The sequence below is a fragment of the Amycolatopsis lexingtonensis genome (assembly GCF_014873755.1).
GTDB lineage: Bacteria > Actinomycetota > Actinomycetes > Mycobacteriales > Pseudonocardiaceae > Amycolatopsis > Amycolatopsis lexingtonensis.
Genome location: NZ_JADBEG010000001.1, coordinates 8,001,766 through 8,028,162 on the forward strand (window position 1 = coordinate 8,001,766; position 26,397 = coordinate 8,028,162).

The following is a 26,397-nucleotide window of genomic DNA, read 5'->3' on the forward strand; positions in this document are numbered from 1 at the left end:
TCGCGGTGACCGCTCACCAAGCCTGCTCGAACCGCATGCCCTTGCCGTAGTAGTCGTCGTCCGGCACGGGCCCGGCCGGCGGCGGCGCGGCCGGCGCGTCCGAAGACCGGTCCTTGAGCACCTTTCCGTCGTCCGCGCGGGGAACGACGGCCGGCGGCGCGACCGGAACCGGCTCCGGCTCGAACTGGACCCGCCAGCGCAGCCGGTCCATCAGGTACCCGCCACTTCCCAACGGCGCCAGCAGCTGCCCCGTCCGCTTCGCCGACTCGCGTTGCGCGGCAACGTACGTCCGCAGCACGGCGTCCGCGATCTCGGTGGGCGACATCCCCGAGACGGCGTCGGTGAGCCGCAGCCGGGTCAGCACGCCGTCGGTGTTGACCGACAGCGAAACCGCGCCGTCGTCGGACGTCGCCGTCGCCGACAGCGCGGAAAGCTCGGCCAGCAGGGCCTCGCGGTCCGGCTGGTCAGCCATCCAGCCTCCCGGCGTGCGTCGCGCCGCTGGACAGCCGGCCGTCGGGCGCGATGTCGACGTTCGCGTCGCGGACGTTCTTCTCGGTCCGCCGCGAAGTGTGGTCGGTCTCGAAGTTCGACGGGTCGAAGCTCGACCCCGGGCTGACGTCCGGCGCGTCCGGGATCTTCGGCAGGTCGACGGACTCGTCGCCGATGCGGTCCGCCAGCGTCTGTGCCGCGTCCTCGGCGCCACTGCGGATCTTGCCCGCGCTCTCGGCGAAGCTCTGGTACAGGTCGAAAGCGTTGTCGCCCTTGATCTCCGCCTGGTTGGCCACGACGGCGGTGATCGCACCGCCGGCCGCGTTCCCGGCGATCAGCGCGCCGTTGGCGGCCGTGAAGACCGACGCGCCCGCGACCGCACCCGCGCCCGCGGTCGCCACCGTGAGCAGCCCGGTGACCGCGCCCGCGAACGTCGCCGCCAGCACCTTCGACATGGCCGCTTCGCGCTGGCGCTCCTGCGCCTTCTGGTAGTCCTCGGCCGTCTGCTTGAACGTCGAACCGAGGTTGTTCAGGTCTTGCCGGGCGGACGCGATCGCTTCGCGCGCCGCGACGATGTCGCTCTCCAGCACCGTGATCTTGGTTTCGACCTCGGTGAAGGCGTCGGCGAGCTCGTTCAGGTAGGCCTTGACGGCGTTCGCCGCGGAGCCGCGCCAGACGTCGAGGAACTGCCGCGCGTCGTCGAGCTTCGGCTTCGAGTCGCGCTGCAGCGCCTTCCAGACGGCGTCGTGCTTCATGATCAGGTGCTGCAGGCCGTCGGCCGACTCGTGGTCGATGTCGGCGTCGGAGAACTCGCGGTAGACGCCGGCGGTGTCGTCCTGCATCTTCTTGAACCCGGCTTCGTCGCTGCCCATGCCGAAGATCCAGTCGGTCACCCGCAGGATTTCGAGGGCGTCGAGCGCGTCGTTCGCCCCTTCCTGCAGGTCCTCGGAGATGCCTTCGAGCAGTTCCGCGCGGCGGTCGTCACCGCTGGACATCGGCTGGGCGTCGAGCCCGGAGTCGAAGTAGCCGTCCACGTCAGTTCCCCTCCAGGCCGGCGGCCGCGCGGTTGACGCGCTGCTTCGAGTCCTCGTCGGCCTTCTCGTACAGCTCCGCGATCCGCATCAGCGCGTGGCTGGTGTCGGCGGTCGTCTGGTGCAGCTGCGCGACCAGCTTCTGGATCTTCGCCAGGTGGTCGTTGTAGGCCTTCGCGACGGCGGGCATGCCGAGGGTGCGGCCGAAGGCGTTGGCCACGGGGATCATCCCCGCGATGCCGCCGAAGATGCCGTCACCGCCGGAGGAGACGGGGACGTCGGTGCCACGCAGGCCGTTCGACGCGGCTTCCGCGGCGTCGGCCGCGCCCTGCAGCGCACCGGCCGAATCCCGCAGGTCCTGCAGGTCGGTCTCGAATCCGATCATCCGCACATGAAAACACCGTTCGATCGCCCGACAGGGGGATTCCACAATGGTGTGCCTCAGATCACGAACGGGGTCGCCGTACCGCCGAACGGGGGAATCTCGTCCGTGCGCGGGGTGCTCGGCGCTCTTACCTGCATGAGTACCGCGACCAAGCCCCGGCCGCCGACCGTGCGGAGGCAGCTGCGCGAGGCGAAACGCTTTTCCTGGACCGGGTTCGCCGTCACCGTCGCGGCGTCGCTGCTCGGCACGCTCGTCCCGGCCGCGATCGGCGCCGGCCCCAGCGCGACGCTGATTTCGACGCTGGTGGTCACCGTGCTGGCGGCCGGCGGGTTCACCGCCAAGGACGGCGCCGCCCGCGGCATCAAGGCCATCGCGATCGTGCTGCTGGCCGCCGGCGCGCTGGTGCTGACGGTGACCGGGGTGACCGTGCTGGACCTCGTGCGCGGGAAGCCGGCGACGTTCCCGGGGGTGCCGGAGACGGCCGCGGAGGCCAAAGTCGTCGTCCCGGAGTCGGTCGCCTGCGGCACGACCCCGGTGCACACGACGACGACCTGCACGGTGGCGGTCCGCAGCGTCGGCGCGAGCGTGCTGCGCGTGAGCGGGATCGAGCTGGACAGCACGGACTTCGCGGTGGACGCGCGCGGCTGCGTGAACCAGGACATCGCCCCGGGCCGCCGGTGCACGCTGGTGGTCAGCTTCACGCCGGGGTGGAGCGGCGACCGGGTCGCGGACCTGACGGTGCACCACAACGTCCCGGGCCCGGCGGCGTTCGTGGAGCTCACCGGCCGCGGCGGTTAGTGCTCCGCGCCCGCGCTGATCACCAGGTCGTCGGTCGTCTTCAATGCCGTGTCCGCCAGGACTTCCAGCGCGTCGGCGATCCGGTCCACCCCGAGCGAGGGTGCCTGCTTGCCCGAGGCCGCGACCTGCTCCGGGCTGAACGGCACGTGCACGAACCCGCCGCGCACGCCCGGGAATTCCGTGGCCAGCAAGTGCATCAGGCCGTAGAAGACCTGGTTGCACACGTAGGTCCCGGCGGTGTGGGACACCGACGCGGGCACGCCCGCCGCGCGGATCGCCGCCACGCAGGCCTTCACCGGCAGCGTCGAGAAGTAGGCCGCCGGGCCGTCCGGGACCACGGGGACGTCGATCGGCCGCGCGCCCGCGTTGTCCGCGATGCGGGCGTCGACGAGGTTGATCGCGACGCGCTCCGGCGTGACGTCGGACCGCCCGCCGGCCTGGCCGACGCACACGACGAGCGACGGCCGGTGCTCCTCGACCGCGGCGCGCAGCGCGGGCAGCGACGCCCCGAACTCGCAGGGCAGCTCGACCGCGGCGACGTCGTCCCGGCGCGCGCCGAGCCGCGAAACCGCCTGCCACGACGGGTTCACCGGCTCACCGCCGAACGGCGCGAACCCCGTCATCAGCACCTTGGCCATGCCACCTCCGAAAGCCGTGAATGCCACATTTAGAGACCTTAAGTCCCTCGATGTGGCATTCACGGACTACGGGTCAGGCGGCGGGCTTGAGGCCGCCCGGGTACAGGTACTGGTCGGCGGGCTTGCCGGTGCCGTACACCCACGCGTCGAAGAACCCCTGGAGGTTCTTGTGCGAGACGGCTTCGGTGTACCGCTGGAACTGCTGCATGCTCGCGTTCCCGTCGCGGTGCAGCGACGGCCAGGTCTTCAGGACCCGGGAGAACGCCTGCTCGCCGACGTAGTTGCGCAGCGCGTGCAGCATCATCGGGCCCTTCGAGTACACGTACGTGAACTCGTTGCCCTGCCCCATGTCGTAGAGCTTGCCGTTCCAGAACGTCGTCGTGGCCTTCTTGACGTCGTCCGCGTACTGCTTGTCCAGGTCGACGCCTTCCTTGCCCTCGTCCCACAACCACGTGGCGTAGGAGGCGAAGCACTCGTTGAGGCAGACGTCCTTCCAGTGCTCGACCGCCACCGAGTCGCCGTACCACTGGTGGGCGTTCTCGTGGACGATCGTCGGCACCGTGCCGGCCCAGCCCGCGGAGTAGATCGGCCGGCTCATCGTCTCCAGCGAGAAGCCGATCTGCTCGTTGAGGAAGATGCCGCCGGCGGCGTCGATCGGGTACTTGCCGAACTTCGACTCGAGGAAGTCGAGGATCTCCGGCAGCCGCGCTTCGGCCTGCTTCGTCGAGTCGGGCACACCGGGGGCGAACGCGCTGACGATCGGCGTTCCGTCCTTGCGGGTCTGCCGGTCGAACGTCCACTTGTCGATCGCGACCGTCGTCAGGTACGGCACGATCGGCGTTTCCTCGGCCCAGACGTGCGTGGTGCCGCCCGGTGCCTTGAAGGACGGCTTCTCGCGGCCGTTGGCGATCACGCCCCACTCGTCGGGCACGGTGATCGCCAGGTGGAACGTGGCCTTGTCGAGCGGGGTGTCGTTGACCGGGTACCAGGTGGTCGCCGACCGCGGCTCGCCGGCGGCGAACGCGCCGCCCGCCTGGGCGAACTGCCAGCCGTTGTTGCCGAGCGCCGGATCGTTGATCGGTGCGGGCACCCCGTGGTAGGCGATCTCGACCTTGAAGTTCCGGCCGCGCCACAGCGCCCGCGAGGGCGTGACGACCAGCTCGTGGTCGCCGGTCCGGGCGAACTTCGCGGCCCGGCCGTCGACCTTCACCGAGTCGACGGTCAGGCCCTTGAAGTCCAGGTCGAACGAGCTGAGCGACTGGGTCGCCCGCGCGGAGATGTCCTGTTTCCCGGTGAGCTGGTGCGACGCCGGGTCGTAGGTGACCTTGAGGTTGTAGTCGGCGACGTCGTAGCCGCCGTTGCCGTCCTGCGGGTAGTAGCTGTCCCCGGCGCCGTCGCTGCCGGGCTGCGCGCCCCAGCCGTCGCCCGCCGCGGCGACGCCGGTGCCCAGGCAGAGGCTGGCGACCACGGCGGCCGCGACGACGACCGGTTTCTGTCCCCTCATGAACGCTCCTGTCCTATCGGGTGACCTCGGTCGCAAGGTAGTGCCAAGATCACGTACGCCTGGGAGTTGCGTCGCATTTGTCCGGATAATCCGCACTTACGTCGGCCCGTCCGGGCCGCCCGGCTCGGCGCCGTCCCGCCGTCTGGAAAGCTGGACGCATGCGCGTCGCGCTGCTGGGCCCGCTGCGTGCGGCGGAAGACGACGGCACCCCGATCGACATCGGCGGTGCGCGCCTCCGCATGCTCTTGGCCCGGCTCGCGCTGGACGCCGGGCGCGCGGTGCCCGCCGACGCGCTCGTCGACGGCCTGTGGGGCGGCGAACCGCCGTCCGATGCGGCCAACGCCCTCCAGTCGCTGGTTTCGCGGCTGCGGAAAGCGCTGCCGGTGGCGGTCGAATCCGGGCCGGGCGGCTACCGGCTGGCGGTCGCGCGGGAAGACGTCGACGCGGAGCGGTTCGAACGGCTCGCCGCCGAGGGCCGCCGCGAGCTGGCCGCGGGCCGGGACGGCTACGCGGCCGAGCTGCTCGCCGAGGCGCTCGGGCTGTGGCACGGCGACGCGCTCGCCGACGTCCTCGACGCGCCCTTCGCGCAGGCGCCCGCTCGGCGGCTCGCCGGGCTGCGGGCCGAAGCGGCCGAGGACCGGTTCGAAGCCCTGATCCGGCTGGGCGAGCACAACGGCGTCCTGGCCGACCTCACCGCCGCGGCCGAGGCCGACCCGCTGCGCGAACGGCTCGCCGGGCTGCGGATGCGCGCGCTCTGCGCGGCCGGGCGGCAGTCGGAAGCGCTGTCGGTGTACGCCGGGATCCGCCGCACGCTGGCCGACCAGCTCGGCGTCGACCCGTCGGCCGAGCTGCAGGAGATCCACGTCGCCGCGCTGCGGGGCGAGCTGGCGCCGCCGTCGCCGGTGGCCGACCGGCTGCCGACCCGGCTGACGACGTTCATCGGCCGCGACGACGAGCTCAAGCTGCTGGCCGAACTGCTCGGCGGCGCCCGGCTGGTCACCCTGACCGGGCCGGGCGGGGCGGGCAAGACCCGGCTGGCCACCGAAGCGGCGTCCCGGCACCCGGCGCAGCAGCGCGGCCGCGTCTGGTTCGCCGCGCTGGCCGGCGTCCGCGACCCGGACGACCTCGGCGGCGCGCTGCTGAGCGCGCTGGAGGTCCGCGACATCCGCAGCACCGACACCGAGATCCGCCGCCCGCTGGACCCGCTCGACCAGGTCGTCGAGGTGCTCGGCGGCGCGGAAGCCCTGCTGGTGCTGGACAACTGCGAGCACGTCGTCGACGCCGCCGCGGCGCTGGCCGACGAGCTGCTGCAGCGCGCGCCGCGGCTGCGGATCCTGGCCACCAGCCGCGAGCCGCTCGCCATCACCGGGGAAGCGCTGTGCCCGCTCGGCCCGCTGCCGGTGCCCGCGGAACGCGCCGCGCCCGCGGAGGCCGCCGAGCTCGACTCGACGCGGTTGTTCCTCGACCGGGCCGCGGCCGTGCGCCCCGACTTCGTGCTCGACGAGTCCACTGTGGACCAGGTCGGCGAGATCTGCCGCCGGCTCGACGGGATGCCGCTGGCGCTGGAGCTGGCCGCCGCCCGGCTGCGGTCGATGACCGTGGCCCAGATCGCCGGGCGGCTCGGCGACCGGTTCCGGCTGCTCACCTCGGGCAGCCGGACGGCGCTGCCCCGGCAGCGGACGCTGCGCGCGGTCGTCGAGTGGAGCTGGGACCTGCTGACCGAGGCCGAGCTGGTGCTGGCCCGCCGGCTCGCGGTGTTCGCCGGCGGGGCCGAGCTGGCGCCGGTCGAAGCCGTTTGCGCGGACGAGCTGCTGCCCGCGGCCGACGTCCCGTACGTGCTCGGCAGCCTGGTCGAGAAGTCCATTGTGGACACCGTGGAAGGCGCGTCCGGCGAGCCGCGGTACCGGATGCTCGAGACGTTGCGCGCCTACGCCACCGAGCGGCTGGTGGAATCGGGTGAGCACGACCGGATGCGCCGGGCGATGGCCTCCTTCTACGCGGAGCTGGCGCAGCGGCTGGAGCCGACGCTGCGCACCGCCGAGCAGCTGCGCGCGATCGACCAGTACGAGGCCGAGAACGCGAACATGGTCGCCGCCCTGCGCGGCGCGATCGAGATGTCCGATGTGGACAACGCGGTCGAGCTGCTGGACGGGATGTTCTGGTACCTGACCATCCTCGGCCAGGGCAGCCGGGTCGGCGGGCTGATCCGCGAGACCCTCGACTTCGGCGACCGGCTGCCGCCCGCGGTCGGGGCGGCCTACCGGGCGCTCGTCTACCTGATGGACGCGATCCCGGTCCGGTCCGACCAGAGCGAGATCCTCCGGCTGGTCGACGAATGCGTGCGCACGAACGCGGTGGAGCGGTACCCGGGGCTCGCGGTCGCGCTGCCGATGCTGGCCTTCCTGGGTGGCGACCGCGAGATCGCCCTCCGTGAGGTGCACCGGGCCCAGACGAGCGCGGACGCGTGGACGCGCGCCGGCGGGCACTGGGTGGAGAGCTTCCTGCTCGACGACGCGGGCGACGTCGCGGGCGCGGACCGGGCGCGCGACCTGGCGCACGCCGGGTTCCAATCGGTCGGCGACCGCTGGGGCACCGCGATGACGCTGAGTTTCAAGGCGTACGCGCTGTCCCAGGACGGCGACAGCGCGAAGGCCATCGAGATCTACCAGGAGGGCCTGGCGCTGTCGATCGAGCTGCGGTCCTACGAGGACGCCGTGCAGCACTGGTGGCGGCTGGCCGTCGAGCGGGCGCGCGCCGGCGACTTCGAGGGTGCGTGGCGCGACCAAGAAGCCGCGGAGCGCTACGGCGAACACATCACGAACCTGCAGCACCGCGCGATCCTGATGTTCGGGCGGCTCGAACTGCTGTTGCGCACGGGCGAGCTGACCGAGGCGCGGGCGCTGCTCGACCGCGTCACCGCGATGGGCGGCGACGACTGGTTCCCCGGCGGGATCGGCGACGAGTTCGTGCACGCCTTCGAGGCGCGGATCCTGCTGGCCCAGGGACGCGCCGACGAGGCGGAATCGCACGCGGTCGTCGCGATCCGGGCGACGAGCCGGCGGGGCGACATGCCGGACATGGCGGGCGCGGTGGAACTGCTGGCGATGATCCGCGCGCGGCAGGGCAAACCCGAGACGGCGGCCCGGGTGCTCGCCGCGTCGGCGGTCATCCGCGGGCGGCTCGACCTCGGCAGCCCGGAGGTCCGGGAACTCGTCGACGACCTCCGCGCGGCGCTCCCGGACTACGACGCCGTCCACGACGAAACCCGCGCGCTGTCCAAACAGGACGCGATCGACTGGCTCATGGCCGGACTGGACTGAAAACGGTCGTGAGTGGCTGGTCGGGTTCTAACCCGACCAGCCACTCACGACCTTCCCCTTGGTGCGGAACACCCCCGTGTCTCCGCGCCCTCACACCCGCCGGCGGTAGGCCCACGTGGCCAGCGGGAAGAACACCACGACCGCACCGGCCATCCAGGCCAGCGCACCGGCCAGCGGCCCGGCGACCGCGCCGCCGTTCATCAGGCCGCGCAGCGCGTTCGCCATCAGGCTGACCGGGCTGATGTCGGCCCACGCCCGCAGCCAGCCCGGCATGGTCGACGTCTGCACGAACACGTTGCTGCCGAACGTCAGCGGCATGATGAAGACGAACATCAGCGCCTGCGCCGAACCCGGCGTCTTCATCAGCATGCCGACGAACACCGAGCCCCAGCAGAAGCTCAGCCCGAACGCCAGCGCGAGCAGGATGGCCACGGCGAACTCGCCGGGGCTGGTCGCGATCCGGTAGCCCATCAGCGTCGCGACGACCATCAGCACGGCCAGGCACACGACGTACCGCACGACGTCGGCGAGCACCGCGCCGATCAGCGGTGCCGAGCGGGCGATCGGCATGCTGCGGAAGCGGTCGAACACGCCCTTGGTGACGTCGGTGTTGAGCTGCACGCCGACGGTCAGGCAGGCCTGCAGGATGTTCATCACGATGATGCCGGGCACGACCATCTGCAGGTAGGCGTCGGTCGAGCCGGACAGCGCGCCGCCGAACAGGTAGACGAAGATGACCAGGAAGACGATCGGCATCAACGTGACGTCGGCGAGCTGTTCGGGGTTCTTGCGGATCTTCAGGATGCCGCGCCAGGCCAGCGAAAGCGCGTGCTGGAAGCCCTTGGCGGGGCTGATGTGCCGCGGCGGGGCCGGGCGGTCGAGTGCCAGGGTCGTCATGCCAGGCTCCCTTCGAGGTCGCGGGTGGTGTCCTCAGTGGACGCTTCGGCGGTGTGCCCGGTCAGGGCGAGGAACACCTCGTCGAGGCTGGGCAGCCGCAGCGCCAGCTCGTCCGCGGTGATCCCGGCTTCGTCCAGCTTGCGGACCAAAGTGGACAGCAGGACGGGGTCGTTGACCGGCGCGGTGAGCAGCCCGGTCCCGTTGTCGCGGGTCGGGCGCACCCCGGCCAGGTCGGCGAGGATCCGGTCGACGGCGTCCATGTCGGCCAGCTGCGTCGGGCGCACCTGCAGCGTCTGCCCGCCGACGCGGCGCTTCAGCTCGTCGGCACGGCCGTCGGCGACGACGCGGCCGTGGTCGAACACGGTGATCTTGTCGGCCAGCTGGTCGGCTTCTTCGAGGTACTGCGTGGTCAGCAGCACCGTCGCACCTTCGGCGACGAGGCCGCGGACGACGTCCCAGACCTCGTTGCGGGCGTGCGGGTCGAGCCCGGTGGTCGGCTCGTCGAGGTAGAGCACCTCCGGGCCGCCGACGAGGCTGGCGGCCAGGTCGAGCCGCCGCCGCATGCCGCCCGAGTACGTCCGGATCGGCCGTTTGGCCGCCTTGGTCAGCTCGAACCGCTCGATCAGCTCGGCGGCCCGCTTCTTGGCGTGCGCGCGGGGCATCCCGTAGAGCCGTCCGATGAGGACCAGGTTCTCGGTCCCGTTCAGGTCCTCGTCGACCGAGGCGTACTGCCCGGTCAGCCCGATCAGGCTGCGGACCCGGACGGGATCCTTGACGACGTCGTAGCCGCCGACGGTGGCTCTCCCTTCGTCGGGTTTCATCAGGGTCGCCAGGATCCGGACGGCGGTCGTCTTGCCGGCGCCGTTCGGCCCGAGCACCCCGACCACCTGGCCGAACGGGACCTCGAGGTCCACCCCGTCCAGCGCCTTGGTTTCCCCGAAGTGTTTGACCAGGCCCTCGGCCTGGATCGCGTGCGACATGGGCGTCCTCCTTCGCTGTCGCGTTGTGAGGACGACTGTGGACGCCGGCGCTGGTAGCCCGCGCACAGCGCGCTGGCAGCGGCTGGCAGCCGCTGGTGGAGATCTTGTGGAGGTGTGGCCGGTACCCGAGCCCCCGGCGGCGGTCGTCGGCATACTCGGCGGCATGGTCCTTGCGGAAGAGACGCGGTCACGGCGGAAGAACCCGCTGGTCACGGCCCTGCTGGTGGTACCCGTCGTGCCGCTGGCCGGCCTGGCGGCGCTGCGCCTGATCGGCTTCGACGGCAACTGGTACACCCTGATCGCGCTGTCGCTGACGCCGTACGCGGTGGTCGCGGGCCTGCTCGCCGGTGGCCTGGCGCTGGCCTTCCGGCGCTGGTGGACCGGTGGGGTCGCGCTGGTGCTGTCGATCGCGCTGGCCGTCCTCGTGGTCCCGCGGCTGTCCGCGAGCGAGCAGCGCGAGGTGCACGGCAAGACGCTGCGCGTGCTCTCGTCGAACCTGCTCTACGGCCAGGCGGACCCGAAGGCCGTCGTCGACCTGGTGCGCGAGCAGCGGATCGACGTGCTGAACCTGGTCGAGATGACGCCACGGGTGGTCGACGGGCTGACCGCGGCCGGGCTGTTCCAGCTGCTGCCGTACCGGGTGCTGCACCCGGCGCCGGGCGCGTTCGGCTCGGGGATCGTGTCGCGCTTCCCGCTCAAGGAGGTCAACCTGACCGGCGATTCGGCGGCCAAGCAGCCGGGCGCGCAGGCCGACCTCGGCGACGGCGTGGTGGCGGAGATCGTCGCCGTGCACCCGATCTCCCCGGACGTCGACACCCCGCAGTGGGAGCGCGAGATGAAGGACCTTTCGCGCGCGGCGGGCGAGCACGGCCTGCGCATCCTGGCGGGCGACTTCAACGCGACGCTGGACCACGCGGCGTTCCGGACCGTGCTGTCCCGCGGCTACAACGACGCGGCCGAGGAGCACGGCTCGGCGCTGACCCCGACGTGGCCCTCGTCGCTGCCGGTGGTGACGATCGACCACGTCGTCGTCGACAACCGCGCGGCGGTGCTGGACTACCGGGTGTTCGACGTCCCGGGCAGCGACCACCGGGCGGTGTTCGCCGAGGTGCGCCTGCCTTAGGCCAGCAAGGCGGTCAACGTCTCCAGCGCGCCGGCCGCGATCGAGACGCCGTGGTTGTGGCGGATCTCGGGTTCGCGCGGGTTGATCCGGATCAGCGCCCCGGTCGCCGCGCTGGCCAGTTCGCTGTAGCGGCGGACCGTCGGGACCGCCCGGCCCGCGCCCAGTTCCACCACCACGAGGTCGCGTGCCGTCCGGCGCCACGCCGTCAGCTCGTCGAGCTGGGCCTGGCTGCGGTGCGGGAGCCAGTCGTAGTCGCCGAACATCAGGATGTTCGGCCGGGCCAGCCCGCCGCAGCGGGGGCACGACGGCAGCGGCGGCACCGCGCGCATGGTCTCTTCGTCGATGTCGACGTCGAGGCCGGCCGCGGGCCAGATGTCCGTGGTGCAGCCGGCGAGGCACTGCAGGTGGTGGATCGAGCCGTGCGCTTCGGCGACGTGCTCGAAGCCCGCCTCCTGGAACTGCCCGTCCACATTGGACGTGAAGACGCGGGTGCCGCCGGGCGGGGCGACGCCGAGCAGCAGCCGGAACCCGTCGTGCGGCACGGTTTTCCGGTACAGCGAAAGCCGGTGCCCGTAGAAACCCCAAGCCAGCTCGGGGTCTTCGGCGAAGTGGCGCGGGTCGGCGAGCTCCTCGAACCGCAGCCCGAGCCGGGCGTACGGCGGGTACTCGCGCCAGAACCCTTCGCCGCCGCGGAAGTCCGGGAGGCCGGAGTCGACGCCCATGCCGGCGCCGGCGCAGATCAGCAGCGCGCCGGCGCCGTCGAGCAGCTCCGCGGCACGAGCGAGGTCACTCACCCGGCTGCGAACCGAGGACGACCTCGAACTCCAGGAGGTTCGCCCCGGTGGACACCGGCTTGGCGCGCTCGCCCGAGTGCGCCGCCGCGGCCGGGCCGCCCTTCGCCCACGCCTGGTAGGCCTCTTCCGTCTCCCACTTCGTGTACACGAAGTAGCGCGTCTCGCCGGAAACCGGGCGCAGCAGCTCGAATCCGAGGAACCCGGGCTGCTGGTCGACCGCGTGCATGCGGGCGGCGAAGCGCTTCTCCAGCTCGGGGCCGGCGCCTTCGGGAACTTCGATCGCGTTGATCTTCACGACACTCATGGGTGACAGCCTAGTTGGCCCCGGCATGTGATCCGTGCCACTGTGAAACCCATGGGGAGCACCGAGCGCGACCTCGCCGCCGACTTGCAGCGCATCATCCGGGCGACCGCCGACTCCGTGGCCGGGAGCGGGGGCAACGAGCTGATCGACCGCGTCACCGGGCACGTCGGGCCGCTGCCCGGCGTGGTGGTCGTGACCCGCAACTGGCCGATGTGGGAGCACGCGAACATCCAGCGCGGCGTCGACGCCTACCTCGCCGAACACGGCACCGACGTCGGCTGGTTCGGCATCGCGGGCGGCCAGCGCACGCACGAGGACCTGATCGGGATGCTCGTGATCGCGCGCAAGCAGGGCACGTTCGAGCTCGGCTCGGTCGACTACACGACGACGGCGACCGGTCCCGAGGAGGCGACTGAGGCCGTGCAGCTCGGGCTCGTCGGCACGCGGGCACCGGGCGGCGAGCCGGTGCTGCTCGCGATCCGCGGCGCGAACCCGCAGTGGGGACAGATGGAGGCGCGGCTCGAGGTGCTGGCGACGTCGCGGGCGATCGCGACGGAGGTGCGCGACCGCGTCGAGCGCGTGATGGCCCGGCACGACGTGCTGCGCGGGCAGGTGCTGGCCTTCGGCGCCAGCGAAAACCGCGGCAACGACCTGCTGACGTTCCTCCCGCGGCCCACGCTGACCGGCGAGGAGGTGGTGCTCCCCGAAGGCGTGCTCGAAGCGATCGAGCGGCACACGGTCGGCATCGCCGAGCACGGCGAGCGGCTGCTGGCCGCCGGGCAGCACCTCAAGCGCGGCCTGCTGCTGCACGGCCCGCCCGGCACCGGCAAGACGCACACCGTCCGGTACCTGATGAGCCGCCTGCCGGACACCACGGTGATCATCCTGACCGGCACGGCGATGCGGTTCGTCGCGAAGGCGGCGGCGCTGGCGCGGCGGCTGCAGCCCAGCGTGGTCGTGGTGGAGGACGTCGACCTCATCGCCCAGGACCGCAGCTACGGCCCGGACGCGCACCCGCTGCTGTTCACCCTGCTCGACGCGATGGACGGCGTGGGCGGCGACGCCGACGTGACGTTCCTGCTCACCACCAACCGCGCGGGCGCGCTGGAACGCGCACTGGCCGACCGCCCGGGCCGCGTCGACCTGGCGGTGGAGATCCCGCTCCCGGACGCGGCGGGCCGGGAGGCGCTGCTGCGCCTGTACGCGCGCGGGCTGAAGCTGACGGCGGACCTGGCCCCGATCGTGGCGGCGACGGAGGGCGTCACGGCGTCGTTCGCGAAGGAACTGCTGCGGCGCGCGTCGTTGCTGGCGCTGGCTTCGCGGCCGGAGGACGAGGTCGTGGTGGGTGACGAGGAGCTGACGGCGGCGCTGCGGGAGATGCAGGACGCGCGGAGTTCCTTGACGCGGTCGTTGCTGGGCAGTTCAGCTGCGCAGTGAGCCGGGGAAGAGGTCGGCGTGACGAACGCACCGGATAGTTGGTCACCTGCGGACAATCCGTACGCGATCGCGGTTTCCGAAGCGTACTGGTGGCTGCAGTGCGTAGAGCTGAACGAAGCTCGAATCCATGAGGATGATGACCCACGGACTGCGTTCAGCTCACGCCAGATCGACGCTCGTCAGCTGGTCGTGGCCTTGTGGGAGCTGTGCATGGCGGAGAAGCTGCAGCAAACGGCCTTGCGGGAATTGAAGATGGAGTTGGCGGTGATCGCCGAGCTGAGCCGTGCCCGGGTGGCGTTCGACGAGGCTGTTCCCGGCCTCCAGCAGATGCGGAACGGTTTGCTGCACTTCGACCAGTGGACCCGCGGCGTCGGCGAAGGACCGCAGAAGAAGGAGGTCAAGGCGGGGGCGGATCCGCGGCTCGTCGCGAGCAAGTACTCGCGCTTTGGCTACGACCCGGCCAACGATGAAGTCGAGTTTGGGCCGTACTCCTTCCGAGTAGCCACTGCGGTCGAAGCCGCGAAGGATCTCGTTCGTGCTATCCATCGTGCGGCGCAAGCGGTCGACTTGCGTGCAGCCGCCGAATTGCGGACTCGGACGATCGCGGCAATGACGGCTTCGTCCATCCAGACGGAAGGAACTATTCGGGTATCGACCGGCGTGGATACCCGAGTTTGGGTATCGCTGGCCGCCACTGCTCCGGAAACCAATCGTGAGGTGCTGGCCGAGCAGGTGATCGGTGTGCTCGTGGAGGCCGGATTGCGACTTGTGTCGTCTATGGAACCGCAAAGCGACAATCCGGCGGAGCGCTTGCGGAGCGGCGAGTCCCTCTGCGTTGAGTCGGTCGATTCGACGCCACGACCCGAGATCGCCAAGTAGTTCAGCTGCGCAGTGAGCCCGGGTAGAGGTCGGCGTCCGCGGGGAGCGTCGTGCCGTGGAACCACGCGGCGAAGAACTCCTTCAGGTTCTTGCCGCTGACCTGTGTCGCCATCGTCTCGAAGTCCGCCCAGGCCGCGTTGGCGTGCCGGTACCGGGACGGCCATTCCTTCAACAGCCGGTCGAACGCCGGGTCGCCGATCTCGCGGCGCAGCGCGTGCAGCGCCAGGATTCCCTTGTTGTAGACGCCTTCGAACTCGTGGCCCTGCCCCATCGCGACGAGCTTCTGCGCCCAGAAGTCCGTGCTGCCATGGGTGATTTCGATCGCCGCGCGGTAGCGGTCGTCCAGGTTCTGGCCCTCGCGCTCGGCCCACAGCCACTGCGCGTACGACGCGAAGCACTCGTTCAGGCAGATGTCGGACCAATCGCGCAGCGAGACCGAGTCGCCGAACCACTCGTGGGCGTTCTCGTGCACCAGTGTCGGCAGGTCGGCCCACTTCGCGTACGTCGGGCGGGTCTGCGTCTCGAGCGAGAAGTGGACGTCCTCGTTCAGGAAGATGCCGCCGGCCGCCGATTGCGGGTACGGGCCGAACTTGCCGCTCAGGAAGCCGAGGACCTCGGGCAGGCGCTCGCCGATCGCGCGGTGGCCTTCGGCGCCGGGGGCGTACGCCGAGACCACCGGGGTGCCGTCCGGCAGTGTCGACTTGTCGACGCTGAACTTGCCGATCGCGATCGTCGTCAGGTAGCTCGCCACCGGGTTCGGCTCGGTCCACGTGCCCGGCGGGCCTTCCCGGCCGTTCGAAATGACCGTCCACCCGGCCGGGACATGCGCGGTGAGCGTGAAGGTGGCCTTGTCGCGCGGGGTTTCGTTCACGGGGTACCAGAACGCGGCCGAGTGCGGCTCGCCGACCATGAACGCGCCGCCGTCGGCCGAGTGCTGCCAGCCGTTCTCGCTGCCGCCTTCGTGCGGGGTCTTCGCTGGGTCGCCGCCGTAGCGCACCCGCGTGCGGAACGTCGTCCCGGCGCGGATCGGCGACGACGGCGTGATCACCAGCTCGTGCGCCTTCTCCCGGCTGAAGCGCGCCGGCCGCCCGTCGACGTCGACGCCGCGCACGTCCAGCCCGCGCAGGTCGAGGTCGAAGCGGCTCAGGTCCTGGGTCGCCTGAGCGGTGATCGTCGTGTCGCCGTCGAGGTGGCCGCTCGGCGGGTCGTAGGTGACGCCGACCTGGTAGCCGAGGGCGTCGTAGCCGCCATTGCCGTCGTCCGGGTAGTACGCGTCACCGCCGCCGGACGCTCCCGGCGTGGCGTGCAGGGGCGGGGGCTGGGGCACGCCGGAGACGGCGTCACCGCTGCAGGCCGCGGCGAGGATCACCGCGGCGCAGACGGCGAGGGCAGCGAGTCGGCGGCGCATACGACCACCATAGGTGATGGATTGCGATCACTTGGTCACGTTCCGCACCTGCGGTTTTGTGGTTAGGTGGCCGCGTGCTCTGTTTCGGCGGCACGGGCGTGCCGATCGTTCTGCTCCACGGCCTGATGGGCCGCGCGCGGACGTGGTGGCGGGTCGCGGAGTGGCTCCGGCCCTACGGCGCGGTGTACGGCTTCGACGCGCGCGGCCACGGGAGCGCCCCGCGGGTCGGGCCGTGGACGACCGAGCGGTTCGCCGACGACGTCGCCGAAGCGCTCCGGACCCTGGACGCGGGCCCGGCCGTGCTCATCGGCCACTCGATGGGCGGGCTGCACGCGTGGGCGACCGCCGCGCGGTACCCGGAGCTGGTGCGCGCGGTCGTGTCCGAGGACTTCGCGCCGGACCAGCGCGGCCGGACCGTCGAAACCTGGCGCGGGTACTTCGAGAGCTGGCCGGTGCCGTTCAAGTCCCTCGACCGCGTCCGTGAGTTCTTCGGCGACGCGGGCGAGTACTTCGCGGACTGCGTCGAGGAACGCGAATACGGCTACCACCTGGTCTCGGACCTCGAAGACCTCTACGTCATCGCGGCCGAATGGGGCCGGCGCGACTACTGGGACCTCGTCGACGCCATCCGCTGCCCGCTGCTGCTGATCGAGGGCGAGCACACGGCGATGCCGCCCGGCCAGCAGGCCGCCGTCGCCGCGCGGGTGCCGGGCGCGAAACACCTCGTGGTGCCGGGTTCGGCGCACCTGCCCCACGACGAAGCCCCGGAGACCTACCGCGGCGCGGTGGAAGCCTTCCTGTCCGACGTCTTACTGCGCTAACCCGCATCTTTCTCGGCGAAAGATGCGGGTTTGGCACCCAAGTGGGGGAGGCTAGATTTGGGAAAGGTCGGATCGCCAAGCGGCGGCCGAGCGGCCGGCCGGGACGATCAGCGGCCAGACGTCGGCGCCGAGGAAGCCGGTTTCGCCGGCCGCCGCGGTGCACGTGTCCCGCTGGAGACCGGCCCGGGCCGAGAGCGCCGCGACTGCGTCCTTTGTGGACTGCCCGAAGACGCCGTCGGTCGGCACGTCGAAGCCGGCCGAGCGCAGGAACTCCTGCGCCAGCTGGACCTTCCTGCCGGTGGCGCCGGGCTTGAGCAACGGCCATTCCGCCTCGCTGCGCGCGACCGAGACGCCGAGTACGCGGCCCACCGCCGTCCGTAGTTCCGGCAGCCGGTCGTAGAGCACCTGGCCGGGGCATTCGGTCGAGTTGAAGTCGCGGTGGCCCTTGATGAACTCGGGCGAAATGCCGTACTGGTGGGCGATGTAGGCGACCAGGCCGACCAGCGAGTCCCACAGCGCCTGCGGCACGTCGACCGTGCTGTAGAGGCCCTCGTTCTCGATGCCGATGACCTCGCTGTTGTGGTTGGCGACGTTCGCGCCCTGGACGTGCTGGGTGCCGCCGCGCAGGATTTCCAGGCTGCGGTGCCTGCCCTCGGTGACGAACCCGCCGCGGCTGTTCGTGAACTGCTGGCCGCTGTCGATCCAGCCGTTCTTGTCCATGTGCAGGTTCTGGATGTACCGCGCGACGTAGAACGCGCGCGCCAGCGAGAAGTCGTCGTTCATCGGCGGATCGACGGCGTGGTGCACGACGATGTAGGTCGGCTTGTGGTTCTCCACCACGATCGTGCCCGAGGGGGGCCGCGCGCCCCACTCGGAGCAGCCGTGGATCGTCGGTGTCGGCACGGCCGCGGCGGCCGTCCCCGTGGTCGTCATCCCCAGTGCGCCGGCCGCCGTAGCGGTCACCCCCGCTTTGAACAGGGTCCGGCGGTCAACAGTGACCATGCGGAGAACGGTAACTCCGGAACGCGTCGACGACAACTATTGACCAACTTTGGTCGTAGTGCGTCAGTGTTCACCCGGCAGCGCGAAGAGACCGTCGCGGGTCTGTTCGAGGAGGCCGTCGACCAGCAGTGAGTCCAGGCAGCGGTCGCGCTGCCCGGCGTCGTGCCAGACGAGGTCCAGCTTCGCCTTCTCGACCGGCCCTTCGCTGCCGCGCAGGACGTCCAGCAGCCGCCCGCGGACCTGCCGGTCGGTGCCGGCGAACTTCTGCACCGGCTTGGCCGGGCCGGCGTACTCCGGACGGCCGGCCAGCTGCCACGCACATTCGTCGTAGACCGGGCAGTCCGCGCACTTCGGCGCGCGAGCGGTGCAGATCAGCGCGCCGAGCTCCATGATCGCGGCGGAGAACTTCGCGGCGGGCGCGTCTTCGACCGGCAGCAGCGCTTCGACGTCGGCCATGTCCCGGGTGTTCGACGCGGGCCCGGCGTCCCCGGCCCCGTGCACCGCCCGCGCGACGACCCGCCGCACGTTGGTGTCGACGACGGGCGCGCGCCGCCCGTAGGCGAACGCGGCGACGGCGCGCGCGGTGTAGGCGCCGATCCCGGGCAGCGCGAGCAGGGTGTCCACATCGGACGGCACGACGTCTCCGTGGTCGCGGGCGATCACCCCGGCGGCTTCGTGGAGCCGCAGCGCGCGGCGCGGGTAGCCGAGCTTCCCCCAGGCGCGGACGACCTCGCCCTGCGTCGACGCGGCCAGCGCCGAGGGCACCGGCCAGCGCGCCATCCACTCGTGCCAGATCGGCTGCACGCGGGCGACCGGCGTCTGCTGCAGCATGATCTCGCTGACCAGCACACCCCACGCCGAGCAGTCCGGTTCGCGCCAGGGCAGGTCCCGGCCGTGCGCGGAGAACCAGTCGAGCAGTACGTCAGCGTCCACAGCCACGCCGGGAGGCTACTTCGCGTGCTCCGGCAGCTCGCGAGCGACCTCGTCGGGCGACGGCATGGCGGCGATCTCCGCGGCGATCGCGCGGGCCGCGTCGCGGCAGGAGGACGCCTTCCGAGCTTGTTCGGCGACGGCGTCCGCGCTCAGCTCGCCCGGCAGGAGACGCAGCGCGGCACCGGCGTCGACGAGCGCCGCGGCGTTGGCGAACTGGTCGGCGCCCTGGGGCAGGACCAGCTGCGGGACGCCGGCGGCGAGCGCGCCGAGCGTCGTGCCGCTGCCGCCGTGGTGCACGACGAGGTCGGCACGTGGCAGCAGTTCGGCCTGGTTCACCCACGCCCGGGCCGTGACGTTGCCCGGCAGGCCGCCGAGTTCCTCCGGGCGCACCCGGCCGGTGGCGACGACGACGTGCGTGCCGAGGGCGGCCATGCCGCGGATCGCCGTGGTGAGGACTTGCGGGGTGCCGAACGCGGTGCCGAGGGTCAGGTAGACCAGCGGGCCGCCGGCCACCGGTGGCGCCGGTTCCGAGAAGGGGACCGGGCGCAGGGCGATCCGGTCGGCGGTCGCGAGGAAGTCCGCGTCCTGCAGGGACGGCGGGCAGATGTCCAGGTGGCGCCCGCCGTCCGGCCGCGTGAGCCCGATGCCTTCGGGGAAGAGCCTGCCGAAACCGTGCCAGAGGACGGGGATCCCGGCGCGCCGCCCGGCTGCGGCGACCTCCGGGACACCCCACCCGGCCACGACCAGGTCCGGCCGCAGCCGAGCCAGGTCGGGTACGTGTGACCGGCCGACGCGAGGGCCGCGAAGAGGACGCGCAAGGCTTACTGGACCTCGGTGAGCCGCCCGGTCTTCACGTCGTAGACGAAGCCGCGCACGGTCTCCGTGTGCGGCAGGTAAGCGCTGCGGCGCACCCGCTCCACCGACGTCCGGACGCTGTTCTCGACGTTGCGGAACGCCTCGACCGACCAGGTCGGGCGCAGGCCGGTGTCGCTCTCCAGCTCGTCCTTGAAGTCGTCCTCGGTGACCATCGACAGGCCGCACTCGGTGTGCTGCACGATCAGCACCTCGCGGGTGCCGAGCTTGCGCTGCGAGAGGGCCAGCGAACGGATCATGTCGTCGGTCACGACGCCGCCCGCGTTGCGGAGGACGTGCGATTCGCCCTGCAGGAGGCCGAACAGCTCGAACACCCGGATCCGGGCGTCCATGCAGGTCAGGATGGCCACCTGGAGCGACGGCTTCGGGGACGACCGGTCGCCGGGCGTGACCTCGCCGAGTTCCTGGTTGCGCTTGAGCAGTACGTCGATCGAGGTCATCGGTCACCTTCCGGCCAGTGGCCCCGCGGCGCGGGCTTGTCCCCTCCATTGGACCGGCCGGCGCGCGATCGAGCAATGCACTACGAGCAATGTCACGGCGTTTTCAGCCGCCGAACCAGGGCTCCTCGACCGTCCGCGGCGGCGCCGACGTGCGCCCGACGCGCAGTTCGGTGGGCAGCGTGATCACCTTCGGCGCGCTGCGCTCGGCCGAGCCGAGCAGCAGGCGACCGGCCATCTTGCCCTTTTCGAGCACCGGCTGGTGGACCGTGGTGAGCCCGATCCGCTCGGCTTCGGCGATGCCGTCGAAGCCGGTGACGGTCAGGTCCTGCGGCACGCGCAGGCCCCGCCGCTCGGCCTCGGCCATGGCGCCGAGCGCGAGGATGTCGGAGGTGCAGATCACGGCCGTGATCTGCGGGTACGCGTCCAGCAGCTGGCGGGCGGCGGACGCGCCGTCGTCCACGGTGTGGTCGAAGCGCTCGACCACCGGGACGCCCGCCCAGTCGACGCCGGCCGCCGAGAACGCCACGGCCAGTGCTTCCAGGCGGGTGCGCTGCACGTGGAAGTGCGCGCCGCTCTGCCGGGTCGCGGACACGAAGTCGTCGTTGCGCTCGCGGGCGAGCCGCATGCAGATGACGCCGACCTGCCGGTGGCCGAGTGAGACGAGGTGCTCGGCGATCTTGCCGACGGCCGCCGCGTCGTCCGGGCCGACGCGGTCGATGCCCTCGATGCTCGGCTGGTCGATGATCACCGTCGGCACCGGGCGCTCCAGCACGGCGGCCAGGTGCGGGTCGTCGTCCGGCACGGAGTAGACGACGAAGCCGTCGACCCCCGCGCGGTGCACCGCGGCGACGTCCTCGCGGCCCGGGCTGGCCGGCACCAGGTGCAGGCCGACGCCGGCGTCTTCGCAGGCCAGGGCCAGTCCTTCGAGCACGCCGACGGCGGCGGGGTCGCGGAAGGCGTAGGAGAGGTTCTCGGTGAGCAGCAGCCCGACCGCGCCCGCCTTGCGCGTGCGCAGGGAGCGGGCGACCGGGTCGGGTCCGGGGTAGCCGAGCCGCCGCGCGGTCTCGAGGACGCGGCGGCGCAGTTCGGGGGACAGCTGGTCCGGCCGGTTGTAGGCGTTGGACACCGTGGTCCTGGACACACCGAGCTCCGCCGCGAGCGACGCCAGCGTCGCCTGCCTCCGGGTGCGAATAGGACGTCCCATCAGCAAACCGTAACGGTTCAGATCGTTTTGTTGAAGAGACACCCCGGGTGGTCGATGTCTCGATCCGCATGCATGAAGTCGCATACACCAAAACCGGATCGGATGGCCAGGAAGTCATCCGGATGGGGTAAGCTGAATCTGACAACGGTTTCCATTAGCGTCTGCAGGAGAGTTCTCGATGAGTTCCCGCCGCACCAGGAGCGCGCTCGCCGCCGCTTCGGCCCTGTCCGTGCTCGCCCTGGCCGCGTGCTCCGGTGGCACCGCCGCCGAGGGCGGTGGGCAGTCCGGCGGCGCCGACAAGATCAAGGTCGTGGCCTCGACGGACGTCTGGGGCAGCGTCGTGAACGCCGTCGGCGGCGACAAGGTCGAGGTCAAGTCGGTCATCCACGACCCGTCGGCCGACCCGCACTCGTACGAGACCACCGCCGACGACGCCCTCGCGGCGAAGGACGCGAAGCTGCTCCTGTCCAACGGCGGCGGGTACGACGAGTTCTTCGACAAGCTCACCGGCCAGGCCGGGGACGCGAAGAAGCTCGTCGCCTACGACATCGCCGCGACCGGCGACGAGAACGAGCACGTCTGGTACGACCTGCCCGGCGTCGGCAAGGTCGCCGACCAGGTCGCGGCGCAGCTCGGCGAGCTGCAGCCCGCGTCGAAGCAGGCGTTCAACGACAACGCGGCCGCGTTCAAGGCGAAGGTCGGCGAGCTGGAGAAGCGCCTCGGCGAGCTGGGCACCACGCACCCGGGCACGAAGGTCGTCGTCACCGAGCCGGTCGCGCACTACCTGCTCCAGAGCGCGAAGCTGACGGACGCGACGCCCAAGGCGTTCTCGGACGCGGTGGAGAACGACACCGACGTCCCGGCCGGCGCGGTGAACGAGTACCAGCAGCTCATCGCCACCAAGCAGGTCAAGGCGCTGATCAACAACGCGCAGACGGTGACCCCGCTGACCCAGGACGTCGTCGGGCAGGCGAAGGCCGCCGGCATCGGCGTCGTGGACGTGACCGAGACGCTGCCGCAGGGTGTGACGGACTACATTGTCTGGATGACCGGGGAAGTCGACGAGCTGGCGGGGGCGTTGAAGTAGTCATGTCTCCCGTCTCCGACGACGTACGCCCCGCGGTCCGGGTCCGCGGGGCGGGTTTGGCCTTCGGTTCCCGGACCCTCTGGTCGGGGCTGGACCTGGTCGTCGAGCCGGGCGAGTTCCTCGCCGTCCTCGGCCCGAACGGGTCCGGCAAGAGCAGCCTGCTGAAGGCGCTGCTCGGCATGCAGGGCCTCTCGGCAGGCACGGTCGAGATCGCGGGCGGGCGCCCGGGCGGCGCGAACCGCAAGATCGGCTACATCCCGCAGCAGCGCGCGATCGACGAGTCGCTGACGCTGCGGGGCGTCGACCTGGTCGGGCTGGGCCTCGACGGCCACCGCTGGGGCCCCGGCCTGTTCGGCATGGCGGCCCGGCGCCGTCTCGTCGCTTCGGCGATCGACGCGGTGGGCGCGACCCGGTACGCGAAGCAGCCGGTCGGGCGGTTGTCCGGTGGCGAGCAGCAGCGGCTGCGGGTGGCGCAGGCCCTGGTCGGCGACCCCGAGGTGCTGCTCTGCGACGAGCCGCTGCTGTCCCTCGACCTGGCGCACCAGCGCGCGATCAGCGAGCTGATCGACCGGCGCCGGCGCACGGCGGAGACCGCGGTGCTGTTCGTGACGCACGAGATCAACCCGGTGCTGCCGTTCGTCGACCGGGTGCTGTACCTGGTCAACGGCCAGTTCCGGATCGGCAAGCCGGACGAGGTCATGACCACGGCGACCCTGTCCGAGCTGTACGGGACCCGCGTCGAGGTGCTGAAGGTGGGCGGGCAGATCCACATCGCGGGCGCGCAGAGCGCGTTGTGCGAGGAGGAGCCGCACCACCACGAACACGACGTCGAAGAGCAAGTGGGCTGAGTCTTGGATCTGTTCGACTTCGGCAAGACGTGGGAGCTGATCACGGAGCTCTCCGGCGTGCAGACCGCCCTGCTGGCGGCGTTGATCCTCGGTCTGGTGGCCGGGATGCTCGGCCCGCTGATCGTGATGCGGCGGATGTCGTTCGCGGTGCACGGCACGTCCGAGCTGGCGTTCACCGGCGGCGCGGCAGCCCTGCTGCTGGGGATCGGCGTCGAGTACGGCGCGCTGATCGGCGCGGTGGTGGCGGCGCTGCTGCTGGGCATCCTGGGCGCGCGCGACGCGGACCGCGACTCGGTGATCGGCGTGATCCTCTCGTTCGGCCTCGGCATGGGCGTGCTGTTCCTGTCCTTCTACAAAGGACGGTCCGGGAACAAGTTCGGGATCCTGACCGGGCAGATCATCACGATCGACTCGACGAACCTGACGTTGTTCGTGGTGTCGTCGGTGGTCGTGCTGGCGGTGCTGGCGGTGGTCTACCGGCCGCTGCTGTTCGCCTCGGTGGACCGGAACGTGGCGGTCGCGCGCGGGGTCCCGGTGAAGACGCTGACGGTGGTGTTCGCGCTGCTGGTGGGCGTCTCGACGGCGTTGAGCGTGAAGGTCGTCGGGTCGCTGCTGGTGGTCGCGTTGATGGTGACGCCCGCCGCGGCGGCGGCCCGCGTGACCGCGTCGCCGTGGAAGGCCACGGTGCTGTCGGTGGTCTTCGCGGAGGTGTCGGCGATCGGCGGGATCGTGCTGTCCCTGGCGCCCGGCCTGCCGGTGAGCGCGTTCGTGACGGCGATTTCGTTCTTGATCTACGTCGTGTGCCGGGTGATCGCCTGGCAGCGCGACCGACGGACGCGGGTCCGGGCGGTCGACCCGGCCCCGGACCTCGTCGCGGCAGCTTGATTGCGCGGCTTGCCCGCCATGGAGCGGTCGAGTTAGGTAACCCGAGCGGGGGACGACGCGACACGCCACCCCTTGGGTCCCGCGCGCGCGCCGACCCCTACATGTAGTCTCTGGGTATCGGCGGCTCGATCATATGGTCGAGCTGCCGCTGGCGGTCTTCGACGCACAGCTCGATCCGTCGCGTTACCGGCAGTGCGCCACCCCTGGGGCACTGCCGGGATTCGTACCCAAACAAAAAGTCCGAACCCCCGGCCAGGGGTTCGGACTTACCGGTGAGCGCGCTCAGCCAGTAGCTTTCGAACTAGACACTTGAAAGCTAGTCTCCCGCTTGGAGAGAGTCAAACCGGAGCTATCCGGATGTGACTGGTTACACGACACAAGCTCGTGCACGGCGCGCTCCTCCCCAAGGAGAAGCGATATGACCAACAACGCCGCCGAAGTCGGCGGGTTTCAGTTCCTTGACTTCATCGTGGCAGGACCGCGACAGTCGACGCGCGTGGTGACCGACCAGAAGGAGCGTTATCTCGGCCAGCAGGGGCCGGGGTGGATTTACTACGGGGACCTCTACGCCGGGCTGCGGGTTGCAATGGGCTCAGTCAACCCCCGAGCCAAGCTCGAGCAAGTGGTTCGGCACGCCGCGGCTGCGGACGAGAGTCGGGGACGTGCGTACGAGGAGGCGGTGGCCGGATTTTTCCGGCTCCTGCCGAAGGCGTCGACTGGCATTCCGGTCAAGCTGGAACGGTGGCAGGACGACGACCTCACCGTCGTGATGCGGCGAATGATCGGTATCCGGCAGGCAGGCGGAAAGCAGCTATTTGTCGCCCCTTACGTGAAGGCGACTGCTCTCGATCAGAATGGTGCCGACGTGCTGTTGTACCTGATGGAGAGCGTCCTCGATCAAGCGTTGCCTGGCGCTACTCCAGTGGTGTGGGATCTGCGACAGGGGCGAGAGTTCAAGCTTCGACGCAACACCAACCGGACGGCGTTGGAACAGCACGTTCGTGCTCAGGCCAAGGCGTACATGTACGTCTGGAACACCGCCGCGTAGTGCTCGAGCCTTGTGGGCCGGCAGCGCGCTGCCGGCCCACAAGGGGTCAGCCGAGCATCAGCAGGACCTGCAGCTCACCCACGACGAACCCGATCACACCGCCGACGGCGATGAGCTTCCACTCGTCCTGCCGGAACGCGGGCCGCAGGAGCCCCTCGAATTCGAGGGGCGTCAGCGCCAGCATCCGCTGCTCGATGACCTTCGCGACGTCCATCGCCTCGGTCAGGTAGCCCTCGGCGTACCGGGCCGTGTCGGGCAGCTGCTCCAGCGCCTTCAACGCCGCCGCGTGCTTCATCTCCTTCAGCCGCGTGCCGCCGACCGTCCAGGAGAGGGGCATCTGCTTGTCGACCGCGTCGGAAACGAGGTGCTCGACCAGCGCGGCCAGGCGGTCGGCGCGGGGGCCGCGCAGCACGGCGTCCAGCAGGTTCTGGACCGTCAGGACCTCGGTCGCGATCAGCTCGCCGTACTGCCGCGCCACCTCCGCGCGCCGCCGCTGGAACTTGCCCTGGAAGATCACCCGCCCGACGCGGACCGGCTCGCGCGGGACGAAGATCAGCTTGATCGCCAGCCAGTCGGTGAACAGCCCGATCGCGCCGCCGAAGATCGGGAGCACCCACGGCTCGCGCGTGAACGCCCAGACGATCGTCTGCACCAGGCCCAGCCCGAAGCCGAAGTAGATGCCCATCCGCGCGATGAACGCCATCTCCGGGCGGGACGTCTCGCGGATCAGCCGCACCAGCAGGGCCTTGTCGCGGGTCAGGCGCTGGACCGTCATGTGCTGGACGTCGAGAACCTCGTCGAGGTGCTCGCGGACGTCGTCGAGGAACTCCCGCACCAGCTTCGGCGCCGACGCCTGGACCTGCTTGATCAGCATTTCCTGGGCCAGCGTCGGCATGACCTCCCACAGCCGCGGGTGGTGCTCGGCGAGCACCTCGCGCGCGATGTGGTCGACCGCGCGCAGCAGCGGCTGCTCCAGCTCGGTCGTGATGATCACCGGGTCGATCCGGTCGAGCACTTCGCGCAGGTCGAGGAGGTTCTCGGTCAGCAGCTCGGTGGCGACCGCCGCCATCCGGCCGCCGTGTTTCGGGACGACGCCCTGCCAGCCGAGCAGCGGCGGGATCCCGATGAACTCCAGGGGCCGGAACATCATCTCGATGGCCACGCGCTTGGTGACGTAGCCGATCAGCGCCGCGATGAACGGCATCGCCGCGTACACCGGCCAGTGCCGGGCGAGGTCGTGCAGGACAGCGTCCACCCCGACCTCCCTCG

Annotated in this window: 25 protein-coding genes and 1 pseudogene; 10 read left to right on the forward strand and 16 right to left on the reverse strand. The window is 71.0% G+C overall.

All coding sequences use genetic code 11. The annotated features are described in order from the left end of the window. Nucleotides 1–13: 13 nt before the first annotated feature. Genes H4696_RS37115 through H4696_RS37125 form a run of 3 tightly spaced genes read right to left on the reverse strand, consistent with a single transcriptional unit; the run spans nt 14 to nt 1,905 of the window. Nucleotides 14–472: a YbaB/EbfC family nucleoid-associated protein gene (locus tag H4696_RS37115; RefSeq protein WP_086862162.1), complete on the reverse strand. Its 459-nt coding sequence runs from the start codon at nt 470–472 to the stop codon at nt 14–16. Next, nucleotides 465–1,523, reverse strand: a complete 1,059-nt coding sequence (locus tag H4696_RS37120; RefSeq protein ID WP_249027072.1) for a hypothetical protein — start codon at nt 1,521–1,523, stop codon at nt 465–467. The genes H4696_RS37115 and H4696_RS37120 overlap by 8 nt, the downstream gene beginning before the upstream one ends. Before the next feature lies 1 nt (nt 1,524). Beyond that, nucleotides 1,525–1,905 carry a hypothetical protein gene (locus H4696_RS37125; RefSeq protein ID WP_086862168.1) on the reverse strand — a complete coding sequence of 127 codons (381 nt, stop codon included), beginning with the start codon at nt 1,903–1,905 and terminating at the stop codon, nt 1,525–1,527. A gap of 135 nt (nt 1,906–2,040) precedes the next feature. On the opposite strand from H4696_RS37125, the gene H4696_RS37130 reads away from it, so the two are divergent. Then, nucleotides 2,041–2,703, forward strand: a complete 663-nt coding sequence (locus H4696_RS37130) for an Ig-like domain-containing protein (RefSeq protein WP_086862161.1) — start codon at nt 2,041–2,043, stop codon at nt 2,701–2,703. Here the strand turns inward: H4696_RS37130 and pcp are convergent. Then, a complete protein-coding gene (gene pcp / locus H4696_RS37135; protein WP_086862160.1) occupies nt 2,700–3,341 on the reverse strand; it encodes a pyroglutamyl-peptidase I in 642 nt (213 codons plus the stop codon). The two genes, H4696_RS37130 and pcp, sit on opposite strands and share 4 nt — an antisense overlap. Nucleotides 3,342–3,414: 73 nt before the next feature. Then, nucleotides 3,415–4,845 carry a M1 family metallopeptidase gene (locus H4696_RS37140; protein ID WP_086862159.1) on the reverse strand — a complete coding sequence of 477 codons (1,431 nt, stop codon included), beginning with the start codon at nt 4,843–4,845 and terminating at the stop codon, nt 3,415–3,417. A 158-nt stretch (nt 4,846–5,003) separates the two neighbouring features. On the opposite strand from H4696_RS37140, the gene H4696_RS37145 reads away from it, so the two are divergent. Next, a complete protein-coding gene (locus H4696_RS37145) occupies nt 5,004–8,165 on the forward strand; it encodes an AfsR/SARP family transcriptional regulator (RefSeq protein WP_086862158.1) in 3,162 nt (1,053 codons plus the stop codon). Nucleotides 8,166–8,255: 90 nt separating this feature from the next. Here H4696_RS37145 and H4696_RS37150 read toward each other — a convergent pair whose 3' ends face one another. Both H4696_RS37150 and H4696_RS37155 read right to left on the reverse strand, forming a co-directional pair. Beyond that, entirely contained in the window at nt 8,256–9,062 is an 807-nt protein-coding gene (locus H4696_RS37150) for an ABC transporter permease (protein ID WP_086862157.1), read from the reverse strand. After that, the gene (locus H4696_RS37155; RefSeq protein WP_086862156.1) at nt 9,059–10,042 is read right to left on the reverse strand and encodes an ATP-binding cassette domain-containing protein; all 984 of its coding nucleotides are present in this window, start codon (nt 10,040–10,042) and stop codon (nt 9,059–9,061) included. The genes H4696_RS37150 and H4696_RS37155 overlap by 4 nt, the downstream gene beginning before the upstream one ends. Nucleotides 10,043–10,205: 163 nt before the next feature. On the opposite strand from H4696_RS37155, the gene H4696_RS37160 reads away from it, so the two are divergent. Beyond that, nucleotides 10,206–11,165, forward strand: a complete 960-nt coding sequence (locus H4696_RS37160) for an endonuclease/exonuclease/phosphatase family protein (RefSeq protein WP_086862167.1) — start codon at nt 10,206–10,208, stop codon at nt 11,163–11,165. On the opposite strand, the gene H4696_RS37165 is transcribed toward H4696_RS37160, so the two are convergent. Next, on the reverse strand, nt 11,162–11,959 hold the full coding sequence (locus tag H4696_RS37165) for an SIR2 family NAD-dependent protein deacylase (RefSeq protein WP_086862155.1): 798 nt from the start codon (nt 11,957–11,959) through the stop codon (nt 11,162–11,164). The genes H4696_RS37160 and H4696_RS37165 overlap by 4 nt on opposite strands. Then, nucleotides 11,952–12,263: an antibiotic biosynthesis monooxygenase family protein gene (locus H4696_RS37170; protein WP_086862154.1), complete on the reverse strand. Its 312-nt coding sequence runs from the start codon at nt 12,261–12,263 to the stop codon at nt 11,952–11,954. Before H4696_RS37170 ends, H4696_RS37165 begins: the two co-directional genes overlap by 8 nt. 51 nt (nt 12,264–12,314) lie before the next feature. On the opposite strand from H4696_RS37170, the gene H4696_RS37175 reads away from it, so the two are divergent. After that, nucleotides 12,315–13,700, forward strand: coding sequence for an AAA family ATPase (locus H4696_RS37175; protein WP_086862153.1), 1,386 nt, complete (start codon nt 12,315–12,317; stop codon nt 13,698–13,700). An 18-nt stretch (nt 13,701–13,718) separates the two neighbouring features. Next, nucleotides 13,719–14,579 (forward strand): hypothetical protein, encoded by an 861-nt coding sequence (locus H4696_RS37180; RefSeq protein WP_143265194.1) that lies wholly within the window; start codon nt 13,719–13,721, stop codon nt 14,577–14,579. Nucleotide 14,580: 1 nt separating this feature from the next. Here H4696_RS37180 and H4696_RS37185 read toward each other — a convergent pair whose 3' ends face one another. After that, the gene (locus H4696_RS37185) at nt 14,581–15,987 is read right to left on the reverse strand and encodes a M1 family metallopeptidase (protein WP_192782743.1); all 1,407 of its coding nucleotides are present in this window, start codon (nt 15,985–15,987) and stop codon (nt 14,581–14,583) included. Between the two features lie 74 nt (nt 15,988–16,061). Between H4696_RS37185 and H4696_RS37190 the strand changes: the two genes are divergently transcribed. Next, nucleotides 16,062–16,808: an alpha/beta fold hydrolase gene (locus H4696_RS37190; RefSeq protein ID WP_086863373.1), complete on the forward strand. Its 747-nt coding sequence runs from the start codon at nt 16,062–16,064 to the stop codon at nt 16,806–16,808. Nucleotides 16,809–16,859: 51 nt separating this feature from the next. Here the strand turns inward: H4696_RS37190 and H4696_RS37195 are convergent, their stop codons facing one another. From H4696_RS37195 to H4696_RS37215, 5 genes and pseudogenes are all read right to left on the reverse strand, one after another. Then, a complete protein-coding gene (locus H4696_RS37195; protein ID WP_086863374.1) occupies nt 16,860–17,810 on the reverse strand; it encodes a peptidoglycan recognition protein family protein in 951 nt (316 codons plus the stop codon). A gap of 63 nt (nt 17,811–17,873) precedes the next feature. Next, nucleotides 17,874–18,749: an HhH-GPD family protein gene (locus tag H4696_RS37200; protein ID WP_086863375.1), complete on the reverse strand. Its 876-nt coding sequence runs from the start codon at nt 18,747–18,749 to the stop codon at nt 17,874–17,876. Between the two features lie 9 nt (nt 18,750–18,758). Then, nucleotides 18,759–19,517, reverse strand: a pseudogene (locus H4696_RS51340) (glycosyltransferase); the annotation flags it as partial. Nucleotides 19,518–19,564: 47 nt separating this feature from the next. Then, nucleotides 19,565–20,056 carry a beta-class carbonic anhydrase gene (locus H4696_RS37210; RefSeq protein ID WP_086863376.1) on the reverse strand — a complete coding sequence of 164 codons (492 nt, stop codon included), beginning with the start codon at nt 20,054–20,056 and terminating at the stop codon, nt 19,565–19,567. 103 nt (nt 20,057–20,159) lie between these two features. Further along, complete coding sequence (locus H4696_RS37215) at nt 20,160–21,260, reverse strand: LacI family DNA-binding transcriptional regulator (RefSeq protein WP_192782744.1); 1,101 nt, start codon at nt 21,258–21,260, stop codon at nt 20,160–20,162. Nucleotides 21,261–21,438: 178 nt separating this feature from the next. On the opposite strand from H4696_RS37215, the gene H4696_RS37220 reads away from it, so the two are divergent. From H4696_RS37220 to H4696_RS37235, 4 genes are all read left to right on the forward strand, one after another. Continuing rightward, nucleotides 21,439–22,347 (forward strand): metal ABC transporter solute-binding protein, Zn/Mn family, encoded by a 909-nt coding sequence (locus H4696_RS37220; protein WP_086858713.1) that lies wholly within the window; start codon nt 21,439–21,441, stop codon nt 22,345–22,347. Between the two features lie 2 nt (nt 22,348–22,349). Beyond that, entirely contained in the window at nt 22,350–23,195 is an 846-nt protein-coding gene (locus H4696_RS37225) for a metal ABC transporter ATP-binding protein (protein WP_086858712.1), read from the forward strand. Between the two features lie 3 nt (nt 23,196–23,198). Then, nucleotides 23,199–24,080 (forward strand): metal ABC transporter permease, encoded by an 882-nt coding sequence (locus tag H4696_RS37230; RefSeq protein ID WP_086858711.1) that lies wholly within the window; start codon nt 23,199–23,201, stop codon nt 24,078–24,080. A 418-nt stretch (nt 24,081–24,498) separates the two neighbouring features. Next, nucleotides 24,499–25,128 carry a hypothetical protein gene (locus H4696_RS37235; protein WP_086858710.1) on the forward strand — a complete coding sequence of 210 codons (630 nt, stop codon included), beginning with the start codon at nt 24,499–24,501 and terminating at the stop codon, nt 25,126–25,128. Between the two features lie 46 nt (nt 25,129–25,174). On the opposite strand, the gene H4696_RS37240 is transcribed toward H4696_RS37235, so the two are convergent. Continuing rightward, nucleotides 25,175–26,383 (reverse strand): DUF445 domain-containing protein, encoded by a 1,209-nt coding sequence (locus H4696_RS37240; protein ID WP_086858709.1) that lies wholly within the window; start codon nt 26,381–26,383, stop codon nt 25,175–25,177. Between the last annotated feature and the right edge of the window lie 14 nt (nt 26,384–26,397).